Raw genomic sequence first — 20,172 nt, 5'->3', positions numbered from 1 at the left:
AACGGAAAAAACAATCATAAACGGGACGCGGCGGAAATGATAAGCAGAATGGCAGCAACACTTAAAATCCCGATATAAGTTTCAAGTAAATAAATAACACACAAAAAACATGGCATGCCACGAAGTATTTATTCATATAATAAAAAGAACAAAAAGAAAGCTGCCGCATATGAAAATATTTCCATATATTATCGCTGCCGTTATATGTGCGATTGTGGCGCCATGTCTGGTTACGTTTTGTATCAATGGGAAGCAGGGGGATCGTATGAATTCCCTGGAGAATGTCTCAACAGGAAGAGATGTGCTCGTGCAGACAAAAGCTGGAAATGACCTGGTTGATGTGGAGGTGTATGTGGCGCATATCATGCCGGGAATTGTGGATGCAAGCGCAGACGACAGCTATATGCAGGCGCAGGCGGTGGCACTTAGGACAAAGGTGTATTATGCGATGGGAGAAGCAACGGTCATACAGGCTTCAGATCTGGAATTTCAATATTTTACAGAAGAGGACTATATTGCGAAATGGGGCAGGGAGAATTACAAATCTGTCAAAGCGCGTTATGAGCGGGCAGTGATGGCAACCAGTGGGAAGATTATTGAGGCACAGAAAGAAGAAAATAATTGAATAAAAGGAAAATAATGTGTCCATACTAGCATTAGCAAACCAAAAGGAGGCAGAGTATGGACCGATTCAAAGAATTTCTACGGACAAAGGGACTTTATATCGCGATTGGTACAGGTGTCTTGGCGTTCGTTGGTCTGATGGTTATTTACAATTACAATACTTACAAAAGCGAGTTTGGAGTGGATAAACAGGCAGTTGACCTGAATACCCCGGAGATTACGGAGACGACGGAGCAGGTTGCAGAGACAAAGGTGGAACCACCGGAGACTGCAGAGGCAAATTCGGGGGACGCAGTAGCAGGAAATACCGATGCACAGCTGACAGATTCTGGGAATGCAGAAGAAAGCAACAACCAAGCCACAGAAGCTGGAAGCGCACAATCTGAAGAAAAACAAAATGCAGGGGATAGTGATGTACAGAATACAGATGCTGAAAATAGTTCAGAACAGGCAGAGAGCAGTAATACGGAGACGGCAGAGACAAGCAGCGATGGTGTTATCGTGAATGAGGATGGCATTGTTGTTGCAAATGCTTACAACGAAGGAGGCACGCTGGTGTGGCCGGTGGAAGGAAAAGTAATCCTGCCATACAGCATGGATACTACTGTGTATTTTAAGACGCTTCGTTCCTATCGTTGCAATCCGGGAATCCTGATTGCTGCGGAAGAAGGTGAAAACGTATTATCTGCATATGAGGGCGTTGTGGAGTCTGTCAGTGAGGATAAGGAGCATGGAACCACAGTTACTGTAATTATGGGAAATGGCTTTAAAGCCGTGTATGGACAGTTGATGAATGTAACAGTTGCAGAAGGAGACACGATTACAACCGCGCAGAATATCGGCGAGGTCGCGCCACCAAGCAGTTATTATACAGAAGAAGGTACACATGTGTTTTTCGAGTTAATGAAAAATGGTGTGCCAATCAATCCGATGATTCTGATGCAGTAGAATATATTGCAAGATAGAAAAATAAAATACAAATAAGAACCCCAATCAAAGCGCGTTTGAAGCGTATATGGTTGGGGTTTTAATTATAGTTCATCCTCTATACAGTCTTCGCATAAGCCTGTAAATAATACGGATACGCTATCCACACGACATGGTGAGATTTCTGAAGCCTGTGAAATCAGGTTATCTTCAAAATTCATTGGAATATCGCGGACAGCGCCACAATTTGTACATAAAAGATGTGCGTGTGGATCTGTGCACGCGTCGTAGTGATCGGTCTTACCATCTACATGCAGACGCAGAATTCGGCCGGACGCTGCCATCTGATTCAGGTTCCGGTAGACGGTGCCAAGGCTGATGGTTGGGAGATCCTGACGCAAATAATGGTAGACAATATCCGCAGTTGGATGGTCTGTTCTACCTGTCAAAAAATTGATGATTGCTTCTCGCTGATGACTATATTTGCTTGTTGTCATACATACCTCCGTTCCACATCCTACTGTGCAAATAGTAATAATTCTTATTATTCAGTATAGAGAAAAATGTATTTCCTGTCAACTGGTAAATAAAAAAATAAATACGGAAGAAAGAACAATTAAAGAAAGCAAATTGTGGATAATTTTTCAATTCTCCTATTGTATAGAAAAATATATAAAATCAAGGGAAGAATATGGTAAAAACATAGAAAATTACTAGCAGATGTAAGTATTTGACTTTTTTCAATTGACATAAAAATCCAACATTGTTATAGTAAATCTGTGTTGTTTACTAAATGAATATTTACCTATTAAAAGGAAGCGAATTTATGAATTTCGGGACGATAGCCGAAGAATTAAATATGCAGGACGCAAAACAGGTCATTCATTCTATTTTAAATACTGGAGGAGAAGCCAGCATGGTGATTGACCGCTCGACTTTTGAAATCCTGTATGAGAATGATAAGGCGATTGCGCTGATGGGAAACCGGATCGGCATGATCTGCCATGAAGTGCTTTGCACGAAAGAAACACCTTGTATGGATTGTCCAATGCATCATATTAAGACACAGGCACCGTTGGTGCGGGAACGTTATGAGGAATTACTCGATGGTGTAGCAACCTGGCGGTATAATGATATTGCCTGGTTTGATGGCAGAGATGCAGTCCTTGCAACATTGGTAGCATTTGGCGACAATGAGCAGGCCGTGATGCACAATATGATGGAACAGGCGGTTAAGCTCATAAATCATACACCGGATGAGATAGATAAGCTGACAGGGATTTCCAATCGGATTCGGTTTTATGATCAGGTGCAGATGGCAATTCAGGATCTGTATAAGAATTATGCCATTGTACTGTTGGATATTGAACGATTTAAGAACATCAATGATATTCATGGAATCGCAGAGGGTGATCAGGTATTGCGATATGTTGCACGTGTTCTGCAGGAGACCTACGGAAATCAGAACAATTACGCAAGATTGCATTCCGATATGTTTGTCTTCTATATGTGCTATGACAAGAAAGGTGAAATCATCAAAGAGATTGAGAAGCTTCGGAAGAAGATCAGCAATAATCCATTTAAGTATGATATCGTGACAAAATTCGGTATTTATCTGGTTGATGATCGAAGTATTCCGGTGAATCTGATGTGTGACCGTGCGATGATGGCAGAGCGGACTGTAAAGGGCAATATTATGAAGTTCTGCGCATTTTATGATGAGCATTACCGGGAAGAAATGTTGCGTGCCGGACAGATTGAGCAGGATATGGAGAGAGCACTGACAGAGCATCAGTACCAGATGTATCTGCAACCAAAATATCGGTTGAAGGATAATACCTTGTGTGGTGCAGAAGTTCTGTGCAGATGGCAGCATCCGGATAAGGGTCTGATTCCGCCGAATGATTTTATTCCATTGTTCGAGAAAAATGGTTTCATCCTGAAGCTGGACGAATATATGTGGGAAGAGGCGTGTAAGAATATCCGTCGTTGGATGGATCAGGGACATTCTGTTGTACCGATATCTGTCAATATATCGAGATATCATATTCAGCACAATGATCTGGAGAAGGCGCTGATGGAGCTGATCCATAAATACGATCTGACACCGGATATGCTGAATCTGGAGATTACAGAATCGTTGTTCCTGGACAAGCCGGAGGAATTAAACCGCGTGCTTGATCGATTGCAGAAGCTTGGATTCAAGCTGGAAGTGGATGATTTTGGATCCGGATTTTCATCTTTGAATCTGATTCGTAATATCTCGGTGGATACGATCAAGATTGACAAAGAGTTCCTCGATAGTGAGATTGCTACTGAGAAGGGTAAGATTGTCGTAAATCACACGATTGGTATGGCAAAGGATCTACATTTGCAGGTAATCGCAGAAGGTGTTGAGACAAAAGCACATGTGGATTTTTTGAAGGATTCGAATTGTGATATTGCACAAGGCTTTTATTTTGCAAAGCCGATGCCGGTACCGGAGTTTGAACGGATTGCATTTTAATATGGCTTTTTAAAAATACGAATACTGGCTTGACATATGGTATAGGGCTGTTGTATAGTTTTTTGTGTAAAAACCACCTGACTCAAGGGCAGGTGTTGTTATAAAATGAAATGTAAAAGGAGACTAATAACATGTTAGAAAAGTTAAAGGAAATTATTGCAGACCAGCTTAGCGTTGATGAGAGCGAAATCGAACTCTCTACATCTTTCAAGGATGATCTTGGAGCAGATTCATTGGATCTTTACGAGCTCGTTATGGCTTTGGAAGAAGAGTATGGTTGCGAGATTCCTGCAGATGACGTAGCTGCTATGGCAACTGTAGAGGATGTTGTTAATTACCTTAAGAACAATGGTATCGAGGAGTAATCCATCGAACCGATACAGGATTTCTGATAATTTAGGATCTACATAAAGAGGCACCGCTATCTGGCAGTGCCTCTTTATGTGCAATAAAATGTCATGCAGAAATCGTGCTTGCACGAATTTCTATATGACGGTCAATGTTCATCGAGCCGTCAGGCGAGATGTATTGCAATAAAATGTCATGCAGAAATCCACAGAATACAAAAGCAGCGGCTGCACATTGTGCAAGCCGCTGCTTTTGTATATCAAATTATCTTGTAGGTTACAGGTGAATTAACCAAGAACAACCTCAACCTTGTGAGCCTTGCCATCACCGGCAACAGGGATTACATTTCCATCGACAACCTTGCCATCTACAGTCATGCTCTTAACACCCTTACATACGTGATCTGGGTTCTTAACCTCAATCTCATATGTGTCGCCACGGAACTGACGGGTTGCCTTCATGCCATCCCATGCAGATGGGATAGAAGGATCTACTTTTAAACCATCGAAGTCAGGCTGTACACCAAGGATGTACTGGGAGATAGCTACCATGTTCCAGGCAGCTGTACCTGTCAGCCATGAGTTCTTGCCCTGACCGAAGTTCTTGCCTGTCTGACCGATATCAGAACCGGCATCCTTACCACCGATCATCTGTCCATATACATATGGCTCTGTCTTGTGGATATCAGATGTCTCTTCTGTGAATGCAGGAGCAATCTCTGAGTAGTACTTAAATGCCTGATCACCCTGACCAGCATAAGCTGCAGCACAGATGATCCATGCATTGTTATGAGTGAAGATACCAGCGTTCTCCTTGTATCCACCCGGATATGTAGAGATCTCACCATACTGGATGTAGTACTTTGTATAAGCCGGGTTGTTCAGAACCAGACCATGCTTTGTGTTCAGTCTCTCATCGATAGCTGCAAGCGTCTTCATATCACAGCCCTGATCCTTACCGATCTCGGACATGATTGCGAAGCCCTGTGGCTCGATGAAGATCTTACCTTCTTCACATTCCTTAGAACCCATCTTCTCGCCGTTTGCATCATAAGCACGAAGGAACCAGTCACCATCCCAAGCGGACTCCATAACATTTGCCTTCATCTTATCGATCTCAGCCTGAGCAGCTGCAGCTTCGTCATCCTTGCCAAGGTGCTTCAGGATAGATACATAGTTCGGACCTGCATAAGTGAAAAGTGTAGCAACCATAACAGACTCAGCCACCTTAGAGTAGCCACCCTCAGCAGCAAACTTAGGGTTTGTATATGTCTGGAAGCTCTCACCCGGTGTGTCAGAGTAGCATGACAGGTTGATACAGTCATTCCAGTCTGCACGCATTGCAAGTGGAAGTCCGTGAGGTCCAAGGTTATTTACAATCTTGTAGAAGGAAACCTTCAGGTGATCAAGCATTGGCTTTGCCTTAGACTCGTCGTTATCATAAGGAACCATCTCATCAAGGATACCCCAGTCGCCTGTCTCCTTGATGTAAGCGGAAACAGAAAGAATCATCCACAATGGGTCATCGGAGAAGTCACCACCGATATCGGAGTTACCCTTCTTAGTCAGTGGCTGATACTGATGGTAGCAGCCGCCGTCCTCAAGCTGAGTAGAAGCGATATCAATAATTCTCTCTCTTGCACGATCCGGAATCTGGTGAACGAAACCAAGGATATCCTGGTTTGAATCACGGAATCCCATACCACGGCCGATGCCTGATTCGAAATAGGAAGCAGAACGTGAAAGGTTGAATGTAACCATACACTGATACTGGTTCCAGATATTAACCATACGGTTAACCTTGTCATCCGGTGTATCAACATTTAAGATGCCAAGGAGATTATCCCATGTGCGTTTAAGCTCTGCAAGACCGGCAGCAACCTTCTCAGGTGTGTTGTACTTGTCGATCATAGCAAGCGCTTTTACCTTATTAATTGTCTTACCATCTGCTTCGAACTTCTCTTCGACTGGCATCTCTACATAACCAAGGATGAAGATGAGTGTCTTAGACTCGCCCGGAGCAAGTGTGATCTTCTTGTAGTGAGAAGCAATTGGTGACCAGCCATCTGCAAATGAGTTATTTGCTACACCAGCTTCAACTGCCTGTGGATTATGGAAACCGTTGTACAAACCGATGAATGCATCACGATCTGTATCGTAACCATCAATGGTATCATTTACAGAATAAAATGCGTAATGATCGCGTCTGTCTCTGTACTCAGTCTTGTGGTAGATAGTAGAATCCTTTACCTCTACACGACCGGTACTGAAGTTTCTCTGGAAGTTTGTGCAGTCGTCCTGTGCATCCCACAGACACCACTCAGCAAATGAGAAGAATGCGAATGTCTTCTCTGCGTTGCTTTCATTTGTCAGAACTACCTGCTGTACTTCACCATCGTAATTCTGTGGTACGAAGAAAGTTACTTCTGCCTTCAGGTCGTTCTTCTTACCAGAGATGATTGTGTAACCCATACCGTGACGGCATTCGTAAGCATCCAGTTCTGTCTTTACCGGAGACCAGCCCGGATTCCAGATGGTGCCATTCTCATTGATATAGAAGTAACGGCCACCCATATCGATTGGAACATTGTTATAACGATAACGTGTGATTCTTCTAAGACGAGCGTCTTTGTAGAAGGAATATCCTCCTGCTGTGTTGGAAATCAAGGAGAAGAATCCCTGTGTGCCTAAGTAGTTGATCCATGGATATGGAGTTCTAGGCGTTGTAATGACGTATTCGCGATTTGCGTCATCAAAGTAACCAAATTTCATGTAATATACCTTCCTTTCATAAAACACTGCTCCCATTATATAATAAAAATGCCCAAAGTACAACCAAAAATCTTTGTTTGGATGGGGTAAATTTACTGTCGGAAAGTAATGGGTAGACTACACCTATGACCTGTTTAAGATTCGATAACTGTCTTTACTATATCCGATTTTTTTTTCTTACATGGATTCCGATGTTAAAAAATGTTTTTCGTATACGAATACAGGATGCAGAAAAAATGCAAAAAATATTGTCGTATTTTGATACAAACAAAAACGTTGCAAAGGCGTTTTTTAGACTTGATAGGCAAGAGTTTTTACTGAGATTGTCAGATATTAAATTTAATATTCCATTAAAATTAAGTAATCTGGTATATTTAGCTAATGCTTATCAAGTTAGAGATGAATATATATTTGGGATTACACCAAAGTCTATATTGAAATTAGTAGAATAAGAAGTGATATATTTTGAGAAAAAATTGGTATACACAGCATCATGAGGTGATGGCAGTTGATATTATCCCGGAGAAAGTAGAGAAAATCAATAACCGGATTAGTCCGATTTAGGATGAGTATATCGAGAAATATTTGTCTGAGAAAGAGTTGAAGCTGACAGCAATGTTGGATGCGCAAGCTGTTTATACGAATGCGGATTTTGTTGTGATTGCAGCACCGACGAATTATGACAGCCAGAAGAATTTGTTCTACTACAACTGATTCACCAAGAATTGCGCTGAGCAGATGTGACAGCCAGTCTGGATGTCTGTCCGGATGGAACATGCATTTGAAGAACGGATCATACGTAAGCGGCATCGTTTTCTTGCCAGTCATGTAATCATCGAAACGCTTCTTCCATGTTTCGTCGAGTAAGGCATAGTCTGCATAGAGATGTTTCTGTTTCATAGCTTCTTCAAGATCATTTACAGTCAGATAGAATGTGTTCTGTGTTTCTGTGATTACAGTTTCTTTTGTCATAAGTTTTGCCTCCTTAAAATAGATGTGTACGCGAAATATCTCTAAGATAGAGCGGAGATTTTTCATGTAATATGAAAGTTGGTAATGGATAATAATTGAAAATTGCGCAAAAGGGTAATAATTTGTATTCGAAGAATCGAATAGGAAATTATAAAATCAATAGACTGTTACCGAACTACGCTATGAACGAACGCTTCTCGACAACAAAGAAACTGTACCATGAACGGAAGCGATTTGTAAAGAGACTTTTGAAAATGCAACAAATTGTTGCATTTTTAAATATTCAAAGTAAAATCCCGTATGGATATCCCAAGCCATACGGGATTTTTTATGAAAAACACACAATCTGAGTTATTGCATTCGAACATCAAAAACCCAGCCCTCTCCTTAAGTGTTCAAGATTGTTTCTTTGAACGTTTTCATGGTAGCATCTTTGAAGAAAATAACAAGGGGGGTGGCATACTTGACGCGATTTTTGACGTACATTTTCGTTTTAGGGGCAAAATGTCATAAATATTGTAAAAAAAAGGAGGATATATTATAATAAAAAAATCTTTGAGACAAAACAGAGGAGAAAGGAATTTGGGAAAATGAGTCAGGAACAAGAGACAACAAAACAGGAAGAAAAAAAGAAGAAAAAAGAGAAGGCAGATGGAAAAATAATTGCACTTCGGGTTTTTCTGATCATCTTGATTGTGCTGGTGATTCTTGCAATTGCATTTGTGATTATTTTCCATTCCTTTTATTCGAAACTGAATTATGATGATGGAAAAGGTACTTATATCACAACAGAATTTGAAGATGACAGTATTGATCCGAATGCAACAGACTCCGATGCTTCGGCGATTGCATCTGTCGAAGACGATATAAAAAAGAATATGGAGGACGGTGGCAGTGAGCTTATGTTTTCCGGTGATGTTTACAATATTCTTCTAATAGGAAACGATTCGAGAGATAAAAACACGCTTGGCAGATCAGATAGTATGATTTTGGTGTCAATCAATAAGAGGACAGAGCAGATTATCATGACATCAATCATGCGTGATTCGTATGTGTATATACCGGGTTATGGAAACTCAAGAATTAATGCGGCTTATGCATATGGCGGACCGGATCTGCTGATGGAAACGATTGAGACAAACTTTAAAATCAAGATTGATAAATATGTAGGCGTAAACTTCTTCTCATTTGTAGATGTAATCGATGCGATTGATGGTGTACAAATCACGGTAGATGGGAATGAAGCTGCTTTGATTAATCAGGAAAATACCGGAAATCAGCTGCCGGGTGCAGGTACATATACATTGACGGGGGCACAGGCTTTGACATATTCGCGTATCCGGCATTATGGAAATTCAGATTATCAGCGTACAGAACGTCAGCGTACAGTTTTGCAGGAGATTTTCAACGAGATGGGCAGTGCAAGCCTGGGCGAGCTGAAGGATGTGTTGAATGCAGTACTGCCAGAGGTGACAACTGATATTAAAGAGAGTGAGATGCTTTCACTTATGGTTGACTTTGTCAGAAAGTATAAGGATTTTGAGATTGTACAATGCCGGGTGCCGGATGATGGAACGATTACAGATCTGGTAATCAATGGCGCAATGGTGCTTGGTATTGATCTGCCCGCAAATATTGATTATATGAAGAAAAATATTTACGGGAAATAAAATAAATTACACACGGGGAGGAACATGTTATGAGAAAAACGTTTAGGAAGAAGGGTGTGGCGTTTGCACTGGCGCTTGCAATGCTCTGTTCACTTGGCTGGACAGGAAATGTGCATGCAGAGGATGCAGCCGGGGCAGAGACCATTGAGATGGTGGAGACGGCTACAACGTTGGATGCATTGCAGGCGGCACCGCTGGACGGGGAGACACAGGCGACCGAGACCCTGCCTGAGCTGGAAGAGGACGAGATTACGGTAGAGTCCAACCTGACAGGCGCGAAGAACCAGCTCTTTAAGACGGCAGATGGATATGAACTGCTCGTGTGGAATCACTCGGAAAAGACGCTGACAGTGGAAAAATATGACAATAGTCTGGGGCGGAAATCAGCTTCTGTGATTGACACCGCATATCTTTTGCCAAAAGACGCAGAAAGTAAAGACGTGCTGCTTGGTGGAATCTATGAAGGAACGGATTACAATTTTGTCGTAACCGGTCGTCATAATCTGAACGAAAATGATAGTGTATGTACGCTTCGTGTGGCGAAGTTTGCAAAGGACTGGTCGTTTGTTGCAGCCTGTGACATCAGTAACCAGGATGATGTTGAAATATATGGTGTATTTCAGGCGAGTGGGATTGATTTCGCTGAGCAAAACGGGATTCTTTGGATATCTACGGGAAGAACCGGATATGGTAGTGGTGGGTATCACCATCAGGGGAAGATGAATCTGATTGTCCGGATTTCAGACATGACGCTGATGGGAAGTGCTGCGGATTTTTACCATTCCTTTTCACAGTATCTGACAGTCTGTAACAATCAGGTCTACCAATATGAGTTATCTGAGGGAACAAGGAAGCTTCTGTTAGAGCGGCTGGATGCACAGAACTATACCGGTGGATGGAACTATAACTGGGCTGCCGGAGCGGAAAAATTTATATCTGTATTGGACTGCTGGTCTACAGATGAATACGGGATGTGGTCCTATGCGATGCATGCGAATACAGTTGGTCTCAGTGCATCTGACACGAAGGGCAGACTGTTAACAGCCTATGTTTCGAAGGATCAGCAGGCGTTGCAGCAGAATGGCGGAGATGAAACGAATCTGCCGGAAGAAATGTGGGTGGCATCGACGACCACAGATCTTGGAGATACAACCTACACGAAGGTATCCGATATAGATATCTGTAGTTATGATTATTACCTGGTCAAAGTAAATGATAATAAGTTTGCTGTGCTGTGGGGTGTTCAGGCATATGTTGACTATACACATAGTGAATCCCGTTCTTATGCGACGCCGATGCAGTATGTCTGTGTAGACGCATATGGAAACCGGTTAACGGATACCATTTCATTGGATGCAGAGCTTGGACCATATCAGCCGGTGACAGATGGAAATGGAAATATTGTCTGGTGTGTGGATGAATACAATGAGACTATAGAAGATAACGAGCCAGTATTTTATACATTGAATACAGATAGTGGAACAGTTACGAAGAAGAATCCGAATGAAAAGAAAACGCCGGCACCGGACTGTAATGTAACCTACAATGGAATTTACATTCCAAAAGCGGATCAAACAGGTGTGACAGCGATTATGGATGTGCAGCTGGATGGAGATGCATCCTGCGTGGATTATAGCTGGTATGCAACCAAGGATAACGGTGCTACCTGGATTCAGGTTGCGGATTGGAATGGTAACCGGTTTATCAACTGGACACCAAAGGAGAGCGGTGATTATATTCTTGTTGGAAAGGTTCGGAAAAATGGGGATGATGCAGGTGCAATTTCGAAGGCCGTGAATTTTACGTTTCATCCTGCAATCAAGGGTATCTGCCAGATGCCATATACGGGAGAAGGCGGCGGATATCTGATTGGTGTAGAAAGCTATGACAATCCGGGAAATGCGTATTCCTACGAAATGCTGATTTTGGATTGTACATTGCTGGCGCAGAACAAACCAGCCTGGGTCTATACAACAGGACAGTGTAAGACAAGTGGTTCCTGCCTGTGGACGATCTGGCAGCCACAGTATGGATATTATTGGACATTATTCAGAATTTATGATGAGAATGGAACCATGATTGATGAGAAGTGTTATCCATTTGTAAATGCATATTAAACTTTTTACGAAGTCGTCAATCGACTGGAAGATATTCCAGTGGATTGACGACTTCGTCGTTTATACGCATCTCGAAATGCAGATGCGGTCCGGTGCTGTTTCCGGTATTGCCGGAAAGACCGAGCAAATCACCCTGTGCGACAGTCTGACCGACTTCGACAGTTGCCTCTGACAGATGACCATAGCGGATGATCATACCATTTCCGCAATCCACATAGACACTGATGCCATAGCCACCGTTCCAGCCGGACTGGATAACTGTTCCGGCGGTACTGCTTTTCACGGGTGTGCCGACATTTACGGCGAGGTCAATTCCATTATGTGTTCTGCCCCAGCGGGGACCGACATAGGAAGTGATGATATAGTCATCGACCGGCATAAGAAAGTCCGGGCGTTCTTTCGTACCGACATGGACTTCGCGGGCGATGGCAGGAGTGATAACACGGGAGTCAACGATCTCCTCAGATATGGCATGTCCATTCAGATAGGTAATTAACGTGGTTGTCTCCTGTTTTCCGGCCACGCCTTCCTGTGTGACGACGACATCTCCCTGATACAAGGCATCATCGTATATCGTGTTGCACGTATCATAATAAGAACAGACCTCTTTTACGCTTTGCAACGAGGTGCCTGTCAGACGGTATTCTTTTTGTGGTAATTTTATAGATGGAAACTCACGTACCTGACTCATCAGACAGACGAGCAGGCTGCTTCCTATCAGAGTAAATGTCAGTAATTTTTGTCTTTTGTAGGAAAACTGAAATTTATGCTTCATGATTTGGTCTCCTACGAAATATGTACTTGTTGTCAGTGTTCCCATATATTGCAGGTACTATTCAAAAATACAGGAGATGTGACGATATATTGAAAAGTACAATAACAAATTTGTAACAATTTTATTGTAGTGTTACAAAACTGTGATGTAAAGCAAATGTGTATACAAAATTCTGACAGACAATGGCAAAATTCTTGTCCGTGCATCCGCTTTGTGATAAACTACAGTTGATGCAGGAAATGAGACATCGGATGATAACAGAGGGAGTTGCAAATGGCGAAAAATTTGATTGATATAGAAGATATTCCACCGCAGCTTGCGAATAAGGTCAAGCAGGATCTGAAATTTAAGACCGGAAATTTTGTATGGCGTGTACGGTTCAATATTCCGCTTGATCCACATACGGTAAATAAGGATACAATGTATGTGACGAATTCGCAGAATCAGAAGCTGCGGTCCAATATCCATTATGATGCGAAAAATGAGATTATTGAAGTGGAACCGCTGGAGCCATATTCGACGAATGAATATTATTTTCTGACGATCACAAAAAATGTGAAGTCGAAAGGTGGACAGTCGTTGAAAGAGCCGGTGCAGATTAAATTCAAATTATAAAAATAAATCACAGGGACCGAAGCAAATCGGTCCCTTTTTATAAAAATGCAACCGTTCGGTGTGTATCTTAGCAAGGGAGAGATAAAATGGCTGTAAAACTCGAAAGTATTTGTGAAAAGGCGGTTGCATGCACGTCTCTATCCATATCATACGCAAAAAGCATGTCTTGTGTTCTTTTTTCCTAGACATAGTATGGGCGATGTGCTATTATTTTATGTGATTTGAAATGAAATTTTTTGAGTGAATTTGCACGGACAGTGCAATCTTGAAAAGGAGGAAAAAACAATGAGTTATTCCGCAGAGATTATTGATTATAAAGGGAAAGAGGCAGTTGCACTGACCGCTGGAAAGTACAGAGCAATCGTGGCTCCTTTTTTAGGCAGTAATGTCATTCGCATGCAGGATGTTGAAAATGGCATTGAGATTTTCCGTTATGACGAATCCCTTTCTGTTGAGGATCTGAAGAAGAGTCCGGAGGTGTATGGACTTCCAACCTTATATCTCCCAAACCGCCTTGCGAATGGTGTGCTGAAGGTCAGTGATGCAACCTATCATTTTCCATTGAATGATCCTCTTGGAAACCATATTCATGGTTTTCTGCACAAACGTGAGCATAAGCTTGTGAGTGCAGTAGTGGACAGCAGGAAGGCAATCGCAAAAACAGAGTATATATATGACAAGAACGACGAATTTTTTGAGACATATCCAGTCAGCTTCAAGGCAGAGTTTACATTTACTTTGTCCGATGATGGTCTGGAGTATGCATTTACGATGACGAATACATCTGACAAGCAGATGCCATATGGTATGTGTAACCATACAACGATCAATGGACCATTTACCAAGGATGGAAATGGTCTGGATATGCGTCTGTATCTTCCGGTTGGCGAGAAGTGGGAGCTCTCAAAATCCTGCATCCCGACAGGAGATATGCTGGTGCAGACGAATCACGACAGACAGTATCTGACAGGCTCACAGGTTCCGGTGCTTCATGATATTGACAATGATGTGTTCTTTGCAGAGGAAGGAAGTCTGGATGGCAAGCCGTTCTATGGAGCTGTGGTAACGGATGCAGCAACAGGCAAGCGTATCTGCTATGAAGTATGTAAGGACTTTAAGTTCTGGGTCGTATGGAATGATCATGGAGACAAAGGATATTTCTGTCCAGAGCCTTGCACATGGATCATTGATGCACCAAACCAGCCGATCCCTGCAGAGGAATCCGGTTACAAGGAGCTTGCACCGGGTGAATCACATACGGTGACAGAGAAGATTTACACAGCATAATTTGACAACCCAAAATGGCAATTATAAGTGACAAAAATCAGACCGGTACACGATGTACCGGTCTTTTTTATGCACAGGATGCGTTGATCGGTGAGATGGAATGTTATAAGAAGTCGATCTAAGATTCGTGCTGCATGAAAGTTCAGAAATTCGTACCATCTGTCGATATAATTCATAGAAATTTCAAGGATCGGTAAAATATAAGGAGCATATATGCAGAATATCAATATAAAAAATACACAGGATGCAGCAAACGCTTATAGCGCATACGAACGTATGGCAGCGAATCAGAAATATGCGTCAACGGCTGCTGGATCAATGGATGCCTTTGAGGCGGTGGAACAGGTGCAGTATGACCGGACAGCGAAGGTTGAAACGAATGCACAGACGGTCATGGACAATTTTGAGGAATATCGTCGTGATATGCAGGAAAAGGCAAAATCGGAACAGCAGCAGGAGATCAGTGACGAGGAGCAGGCACGCGAGGATGCAAAGGAAATCGCCCGTTCTCTCAGCACAGAGGAGATTCAGAAGCTGCGTCAGATGGGAATCGACGTTGGTTCCGCTTCTTTATCCGATCTGATGGATCTCGTGAATACGATGCGGGATCAGGCACACAAAGATACGTTAGCAAATGTACTGGCGCAGGCGAAGGTCGATCAGGGAGATGTATCCAATCTCGTATTTACCAGTGCTGGTGCGAAGATTGCAGGTACAGATGTGGATTTGCAGGTTGGAAATAACGATATTTTGTATCTGTTGAAAAATAAAATGCCGCTGAATCAGGAGAATCTCTACAAGGCGCATTATAGTGGACAGCAGAGCAGACAGACGTCTGACACGACAGCAGAAGCGTGGCAGATGCAGGCGGTTTGGGCATGGAACGAATTGCCGGAGACTTTGCAGACACAGCTGCAGCACATCGTGGAACAGGCTGGAATCCCGGTGAACGATCAAAGTATGGGTGGCGCAGCTTTGCTGCTCGCCAATGACATTCCACTCACAACCGATTCAATGCGCACTTATATGGAGATGCAGGCACAGGTTGGAACACCAATAGAGAAACTGCCGACGGCGGAGATGGCGGATGCGCAGACAGAGCAGGATATCGAGATCAAAGCGGAGAAACTCCAACAGGCAGTCGAGAGTCTGACGGAGACTGATGTGATAGAGACAGTGCGACAAGGAAAGTCGCTTACGATCGCGGCGATGCTGGCAGCACGGGAAGCTGCAGTAGGAATCAACAATGCAGGAAACACGAAATCAGGGACAGAGAATCCGGCAGGTCAGAATCGTTCCGAGTCAGATTCCCAGCCAGATGCAGAGAAGACGCAGCAGTCGCTTCGAGAGGTAACGGCACTGCGGCAGCTAGAGGAACTGCGTCTGTCCATGACACAGCAGGCAGCAGTCCGGATGTTAAAACAGGATATCAATATAGATACGCGGGATCTGTCACAGGTAGTAGCGAAGCTTCGAAACGTAGAAGCGCAGATGACAAGAGAATTATTCGCCAGAAATGGTGTGGAAGCAACCGAAGAAAATGTCTCTATGTATGCTGAGTTACAGCAGGGGCTGCAGACGATTGGGACTGCACCGGCGGTCAGGTTGGGATACCTTTTGGATGCAGAACGGGTTGCAAGTGCTGCCATGAACACAGAGGCAGTACAGACGCAGGCGAATGTGGATAGAGGCAATGTTCTGCAACTGGTTTCTGTGCGTGGACTTGCTGATCTTGTCGCGGAGGGAAATGCCGGTAGTCAGGGAGTAGAAGCTCAGACTGGTAATCCTGCGACAGTAGGCAGCGCATCACAGGCAGGGGAGATCGCATCTGACACTATCCGTCGTCCGGCAAACTTCACGGCGATGGAGCGGGAATACGATGCACTTGGTACCGCACCGCGGGTGGATATGGGAGACAGTATCCGCAAAGCATTTGCTAATGTGGACGCACTCTTACAGGAGCTGCAGCTTCCGGCAGATGCAGAGCATACGCGGGCAGTGCGTATATTGGGATATAATTCAATTGCAATTACACAGGAGAATCTGCAGCAGGTGATCCAATATGACCGGGAAGTAAATGATCTGCTTGCGGCATGCAAACCGAATGCTGTGCTGTCGATGATCCGGGATGGATTAAATCCTCTGGATCTGTCGGTGGAGGAACTGAATCAGACGCTGCGGGAGAAAAACTATCAGGCTGGTGTCAAAGAGACGGAGGATTTTGCAACGTTCCTGCGGGATGTAGAACATCGTGGAACAATCAGCGAAGAGGAACGCTCCGGCTATATCGGTATGTATCGCGTATTGAAGAATCTGGAGAAGTCCGGAGACCGGGAGGCGGGATATCTGTTTGCAAATGGCAGCCGTCTGACGGTACGTAATCTGATCACGGCGATGCGAAGCCGCAGGGCAGCGGGGATAGATGTTTCAGTGGATGATTCATTTGGTATGCTGACCGGCATGCAGGCAGGCGGGACGAAGATGGATGCCCAGATTGAAGCCGCATTCTCGCATGAGGCAAAAAGGAGTGCACAGGAAAATAACAGTGAAAATACCAAACGCACAGAAGAGGCACAAAACATGGATGATGTAGTAAATCCGTGGCAGGAGATTGAAGAGGATGATGTACTTGCAGAAGCAGAACAGCTTTTGCAGGCACAGAAACTGGAAGAAAGTGCCTTGAATGTGCAGGCGGCAAATATGATTCTGCACGGAACTGACACACCGGAAAGTGCAGATATATATAACCTTCTGGCACAGGTGATGAAAAACCTGCATTTTGAAGATCATACAACAGAGGATGCGGTCGACACAGAAACCGATGCGATGGCGAAGTCTCTTGCCGGGGCAGAAATCAGATTGCCGTTTGAGGCAGACAGTCTGTTAGAACAGCTTGGACGGGGCGGAGATCTGTCGCTTACCTATGCGGATTTGCAACAGCAGCTTGTGGAGCAGATGTATACACAGGAACAGCTTGGAGCAGCTTCGATGGATTTCCGGAATTTAAAACTGGTGCAGGCGGGTTTCCGTATTCTTGGTGCAATGGCGAAACGGCAGCAGTATCAGCTTCCGGTTGAAACTGAGACGGGAACCAGGCTCGTCAATCTGACTTTACAGACAGATGAAAAACAGCGGGGGACAATCGAGATACAGTTACCATCCAAGCAGTATGGAAAGCTTTCTGCGACATTACGTGTAGATGCAGAGGGAAAATGGACAGGCTCTATCGTTGCGGATACTTCCGATGGCAACACAGCGCTTTTGGCACAGGCAGAAGCGTTTGATATATTGCTTGCGGATAGTCCGTATGTGGGAACTCGTCCTTCAACACAGAAACTTTGTGAAGCAGCGGTGTTCTTTGTTAAGGCATTGGTGCAACTTTCCGATAAATAACATAGAAACACGAGAACGGATGTAACAGGTACGGCAGCTGATCTAAGTGGCTATGCCGTTGATGACAGGAGGTAGAACATGAGAATTAACTACAATGCGCTGGCGATGAATGCCACGACGAATTTTGGAAAAGTAAATAATAAAGTAGCAAAGTCGATGTCCAGACTTTCTTCCGGATATAAGATTACAAGTCCGGCAGATGATGCAGCGGGACTTGCGATTTCAAAGAAGATGAGTGCGCAGATCCGGGGACTTGACCGGGCAGCATTGAATTCTAACGATGGTATCTCTGTTATTCAGTCTGCGGAAGGCGGTATGGAGGAGATGCACAGTATTCTGGGGCGTATGCGTGAGCTTGCTGTGCAGGCGGCAAACGATGTCAATGATGAGGTCGATCGTGATGCGATTCAGGAAGAGATGGATTCACTTGCAGCCGAGCTGACACAGATCTCCGACACGACAGCATTTAACGGACAGACGTTGTTGAATGGCGATCTGACGAGACGTTCACTGTCCAGTGCCAATGGTGTGAAAGCAACTTATATTTCATCGGAGGTAAGTACAGGTGTTTATTCAATTAATGTAACCGCTGATGCAGAACAGGCATCCATGACGACAGGATTCACCTACTCTACTGCTGTGATCACGAAAGATCAGGCAGGAACTCTGAAGGTGAATGGATTTTCGGTCGAGGTTGAGGAAGGCATGACGATGGAGGATGTGTATGGAAAACTCCAGACCAGTCTTGCCAAACTCAATATAGATGTCTTTGCGTCGAATGACGGAACGACAGAAGAAAACTTTGATAGTGGAGCACCGGTGGTGTTCCGCACAAAGGGATATGGAAGCAGTGAGAAAATCAGTATTTCTGTTGGGAATCCCGAGCTGGCAGCCGTGCTGGGAGTGACAGATGGTACGATGATGCAGGGCAAGGATTGTCAGGCAGCCTTGAACGTCACACAGGATGGATTTTCTACAACTGCAACTTTGAAAACAGATGGAAACAAGATTGAAGTGACAGATCGAAGCGGCTTCGCTATGACAATCGAGGCAGAGGCAGATGCCGTTGATGATAATGGTGGCGCTGTAACAGCGCAGATAGAAGTTTTGTCGGCAGGAACGATGGTTGTACAGATGGGATCCAATGAGGGTGAGCAATTGGCGATTGACATTCCAGAGCTGAATGCAAAATCACTTGGTGTGGATGAGTTGATCATGTACACACATGAATATGCAGGTCAGGCTGTGGAAATCATCGATGAGGCAGTAAAGAAGGTTTCGGCTGCACGTTCCAAACTGGGTGCTTATGAGAACCGTCTGGATGATGTACATTCCAACCTGCAAGTACAGAGTGAGAGTATCACAGAAGCATATTCGCGGATTATGGATACGGATATGGCAGAGGAAATGACGGAATATACGCAGCAGGAAGTGTTGTCACAGGCTGCGATTTCAATGATGCAGAAAGCAAATGACCGCCCGGAATCGATCTTGCAGTTATTGCAGTAGACGGTATAGGACAATGAGGAATATACGGATAAAACCGGGGAAATTCTAACTGAAAAATTTGAGAATTAAACCAGAGAATGATAGGCCAGAATACGAGGAAATTATCATGACACAGGAACAAAAACAGGAATTTACACGGCGCATCAGTCAGGAAAATCATAGTGGACTGATTCTGGTGCTGTGTGATATCTTTCATACATATGGCAGTGATGCGATAGCGGCGTATGAAACAAACGATATGACCACATATCTGCAAACGGTTGGGCAGGCGCGGCGTACGCTGCAGGAACTGATCGACTGCTTCTCGAAGGAAGATGTGCTTGGCAGAAATGTGATTGCCATTTTCAGATTTATCTATGGGAAGCTTGTACGCTCAGAAGTGCGGAGGCAGCCGGATGAACTTGACCGGTGCATACAGCTTGTTGACGCTCTGCGTGTCGGGTTTGTGCATCTGCACGAGATTGATACAGACGGTGCGGTGATGCAGAACGTGCATCAGGTATATGCCGGACTGACATATGGCAAAGGTATGTTAAATGAGAGCGTGCAGGGTGTGGATTATGGTACGCGGGGGTATCAGGTGTAGCGATAGGATTAAAGAAAAGGAGAAGGCGATATTGAAAAGAACCTTACGAAAAAAGATAGCAGTTTTGGTTAG

Annotated in this window: 15 protein-coding genes and 1 pseudogene; 13 read left to right on the top strand and 3 right to left on the bottom strand. The window is 44.0% G+C overall.

Going from position 1 to position 20,172, the window contains the following annotated elements; genetic code table 11:
- The first annotated feature begins 169 nt into the window (after positions 1-169).
- Positions 170-625, top strand: a complete 456-nt coding sequence (locus ACZQK9_RS03745) for a SpoIID/LytB domain-containing protein (protein ID WP_483269658.1) — start codon at positions 170-172, stop codon at positions 623-625.
- 56 nt (positions 626-681) lie between these two features.
- Complete coding sequence (locus ACZQK9_RS03740) at positions 682-1,572, top strand: peptidoglycan DD-metalloendopeptidase family protein (RefSeq protein WP_483269657.1); 891 nt, start codon at positions 682-684, stop codon at positions 1,570-1,572.
- An 83-nt stretch (positions 1,573-1,655) separates the two neighbouring features.
- Here ACZQK9_RS03740 and ACZQK9_RS03735 read toward each other — a convergent pair whose 3' ends face one another.
- Complete coding sequence (locus ACZQK9_RS03735) at positions 1,656-2,048, bottom strand: Fur family transcriptional regulator (RefSeq protein ID WP_483269656.1); 393 nt, start codon at positions 2,046-2,048, stop codon at positions 1,656-1,658.
- A gap of 329 nt (positions 2,049-2,377) precedes the next feature.
- On the opposite strand from ACZQK9_RS03735, the gene ACZQK9_RS03730 reads away from it, so the two are divergent.
- Both ACZQK9_RS03730 and acpP read left to right on the top strand, forming a co-directional pair.
- Positions 2,378-4,057, top strand: a complete 1,680-nt coding sequence (locus ACZQK9_RS03730; RefSeq protein WP_483269655.1) for a putative bifunctional diguanylate cyclase/phosphodiesterase — start codon at positions 2,378-2,380, stop codon at positions 4,055-4,057.
- 131 nt (positions 4,058-4,188) lie between these two features.
- Positions 4,189-4,422, top strand: coding sequence for an acyl carrier protein (acpP, locus tag ACZQK9_RS03725; RefSeq protein ID WP_177970264.1), 234 nt, complete (start codon positions 4,189-4,191; stop codon positions 4,420-4,422).
- Between the two features lie 270 nt (positions 4,423-4,692).
- On the opposite strand, the gene ACZQK9_RS03720 is transcribed toward acpP, so the two are convergent.
- Entirely contained in the window at positions 4,693-7,176 is a 2,484-nt protein-coding gene (locus ACZQK9_RS03720; protein WP_216507722.1) for a glycoside hydrolase family 94 protein, read from the bottom strand.
- Positions 7,177-7,412: 236 nt separating this feature from the next.
- Here ACZQK9_RS03720 and ACZQK9_RS03715 point away from each other — a divergent pair, with 236 nt between their 5' ends.
- From ACZQK9_RS03715 to ACZQK9_RS03700, 4 genes and pseudogenes are all read left to right on the top strand, one after another.
- Complete coding sequence (locus ACZQK9_RS03715; protein WP_483269654.1) at positions 7,413-7,628, top strand: hypothetical protein; 216 nt, start codon at positions 7,413-7,415, stop codon at positions 7,626-7,628.
- A gap of 10 nt (positions 7,629-7,638) precedes the next feature.
- A pseudogene (locus tag ACZQK9_RS03710) lies at positions 7,639-7,878 on the top strand (UDP-glucose 6-dehydrogenase); the annotation flags it as partial.
- Between the two features lie 860 nt (positions 7,879-8,738).
- Positions 8,739-9,818: an LCP family protein gene (locus tag ACZQK9_RS03705; protein WP_483269653.1), complete on the top strand. Its 1,080-nt coding sequence runs from the start codon at positions 8,739-8,741 to the stop codon at positions 9,816-9,818.
- A gap of 29 nt (positions 9,819-9,847) precedes the next feature.
- Complete coding sequence (locus ACZQK9_RS03700; RefSeq protein ID WP_483269652.1) at positions 9,848-11,935, top strand: hypothetical protein; 2,088 nt, start codon at positions 9,848-9,850, stop codon at positions 11,933-11,935.
- A 16-nt stretch (positions 11,936-11,951) separates the two neighbouring features.
- Here ACZQK9_RS03700 and ACZQK9_RS03695 read toward each other — a convergent pair whose 3' ends face one another.
- Positions 11,952-12,710, bottom strand: coding sequence for a M23 family metallopeptidase (locus ACZQK9_RS03695; RefSeq protein WP_483269651.1), 759 nt, complete (start codon positions 12,708-12,710; stop codon positions 11,952-11,954).
- Positions 12,711-12,983: 273 nt separating this feature from the next.
- Between ACZQK9_RS03695 and ACZQK9_RS03690 the strand changes: the two genes are divergently transcribed.
- From ACZQK9_RS03690 to ACZQK9_RS03670, 5 genes are all read left to right on the top strand, one after another.
- Positions 12,984-13,325 (top strand): Ig-like domain-containing protein, encoded by a 342-nt coding sequence (locus ACZQK9_RS03690; protein ID WP_178016835.1) that lies wholly within the window; start codon positions 12,984-12,986, stop codon positions 13,323-13,325.
- 285 nt (positions 13,326-13,610) lie between these two features.
- Complete coding sequence (locus ACZQK9_RS03685; protein WP_483269650.1) at positions 13,611-14,612, top strand: aldose 1-epimerase; 1,002 nt, start codon at positions 13,611-13,613, stop codon at positions 14,610-14,612.
- Positions 14,613-14,825: 213 nt separating this feature from the next.
- Positions 14,826-18,005: a DUF6240 domain-containing protein gene (locus tag ACZQK9_RS03680; RefSeq protein WP_483269649.1), complete on the top strand. Its 3,180-nt coding sequence runs from the start codon at positions 14,826-14,828 to the stop codon at positions 18,003-18,005.
- Between the two features lie 78 nt (positions 18,006-18,083).
- Positions 18,084-19,514 carry a flagellin N-terminal helical domain-containing protein gene (locus ACZQK9_RS03675; RefSeq protein WP_483269648.1) on the top strand — a complete coding sequence of 477 codons (1,431 nt, stop codon included), beginning with the start codon at positions 18,084-18,086 and terminating at the stop codon, positions 19,512-19,514.
- Between the two features lie 106 nt (positions 19,515-19,620).
- Complete coding sequence (locus ACZQK9_RS03670; RefSeq protein WP_178016831.1) at positions 19,621-20,100, top strand: flagellar protein FliS; 480 nt, start codon at positions 19,621-19,623, stop codon at positions 20,098-20,100.
- The last annotated feature ends 72 nt before the right edge of the window (positions 20,101-20,172 follow it).

The sequence above is a fragment of the Wujia sp. genome, assembly GCF_056872695.1.
The sequence above is the reverse complement of the archived record's forward strand: the minus strand, read 5'-3'. Positions and strand labels throughout refer to the sequence as shown.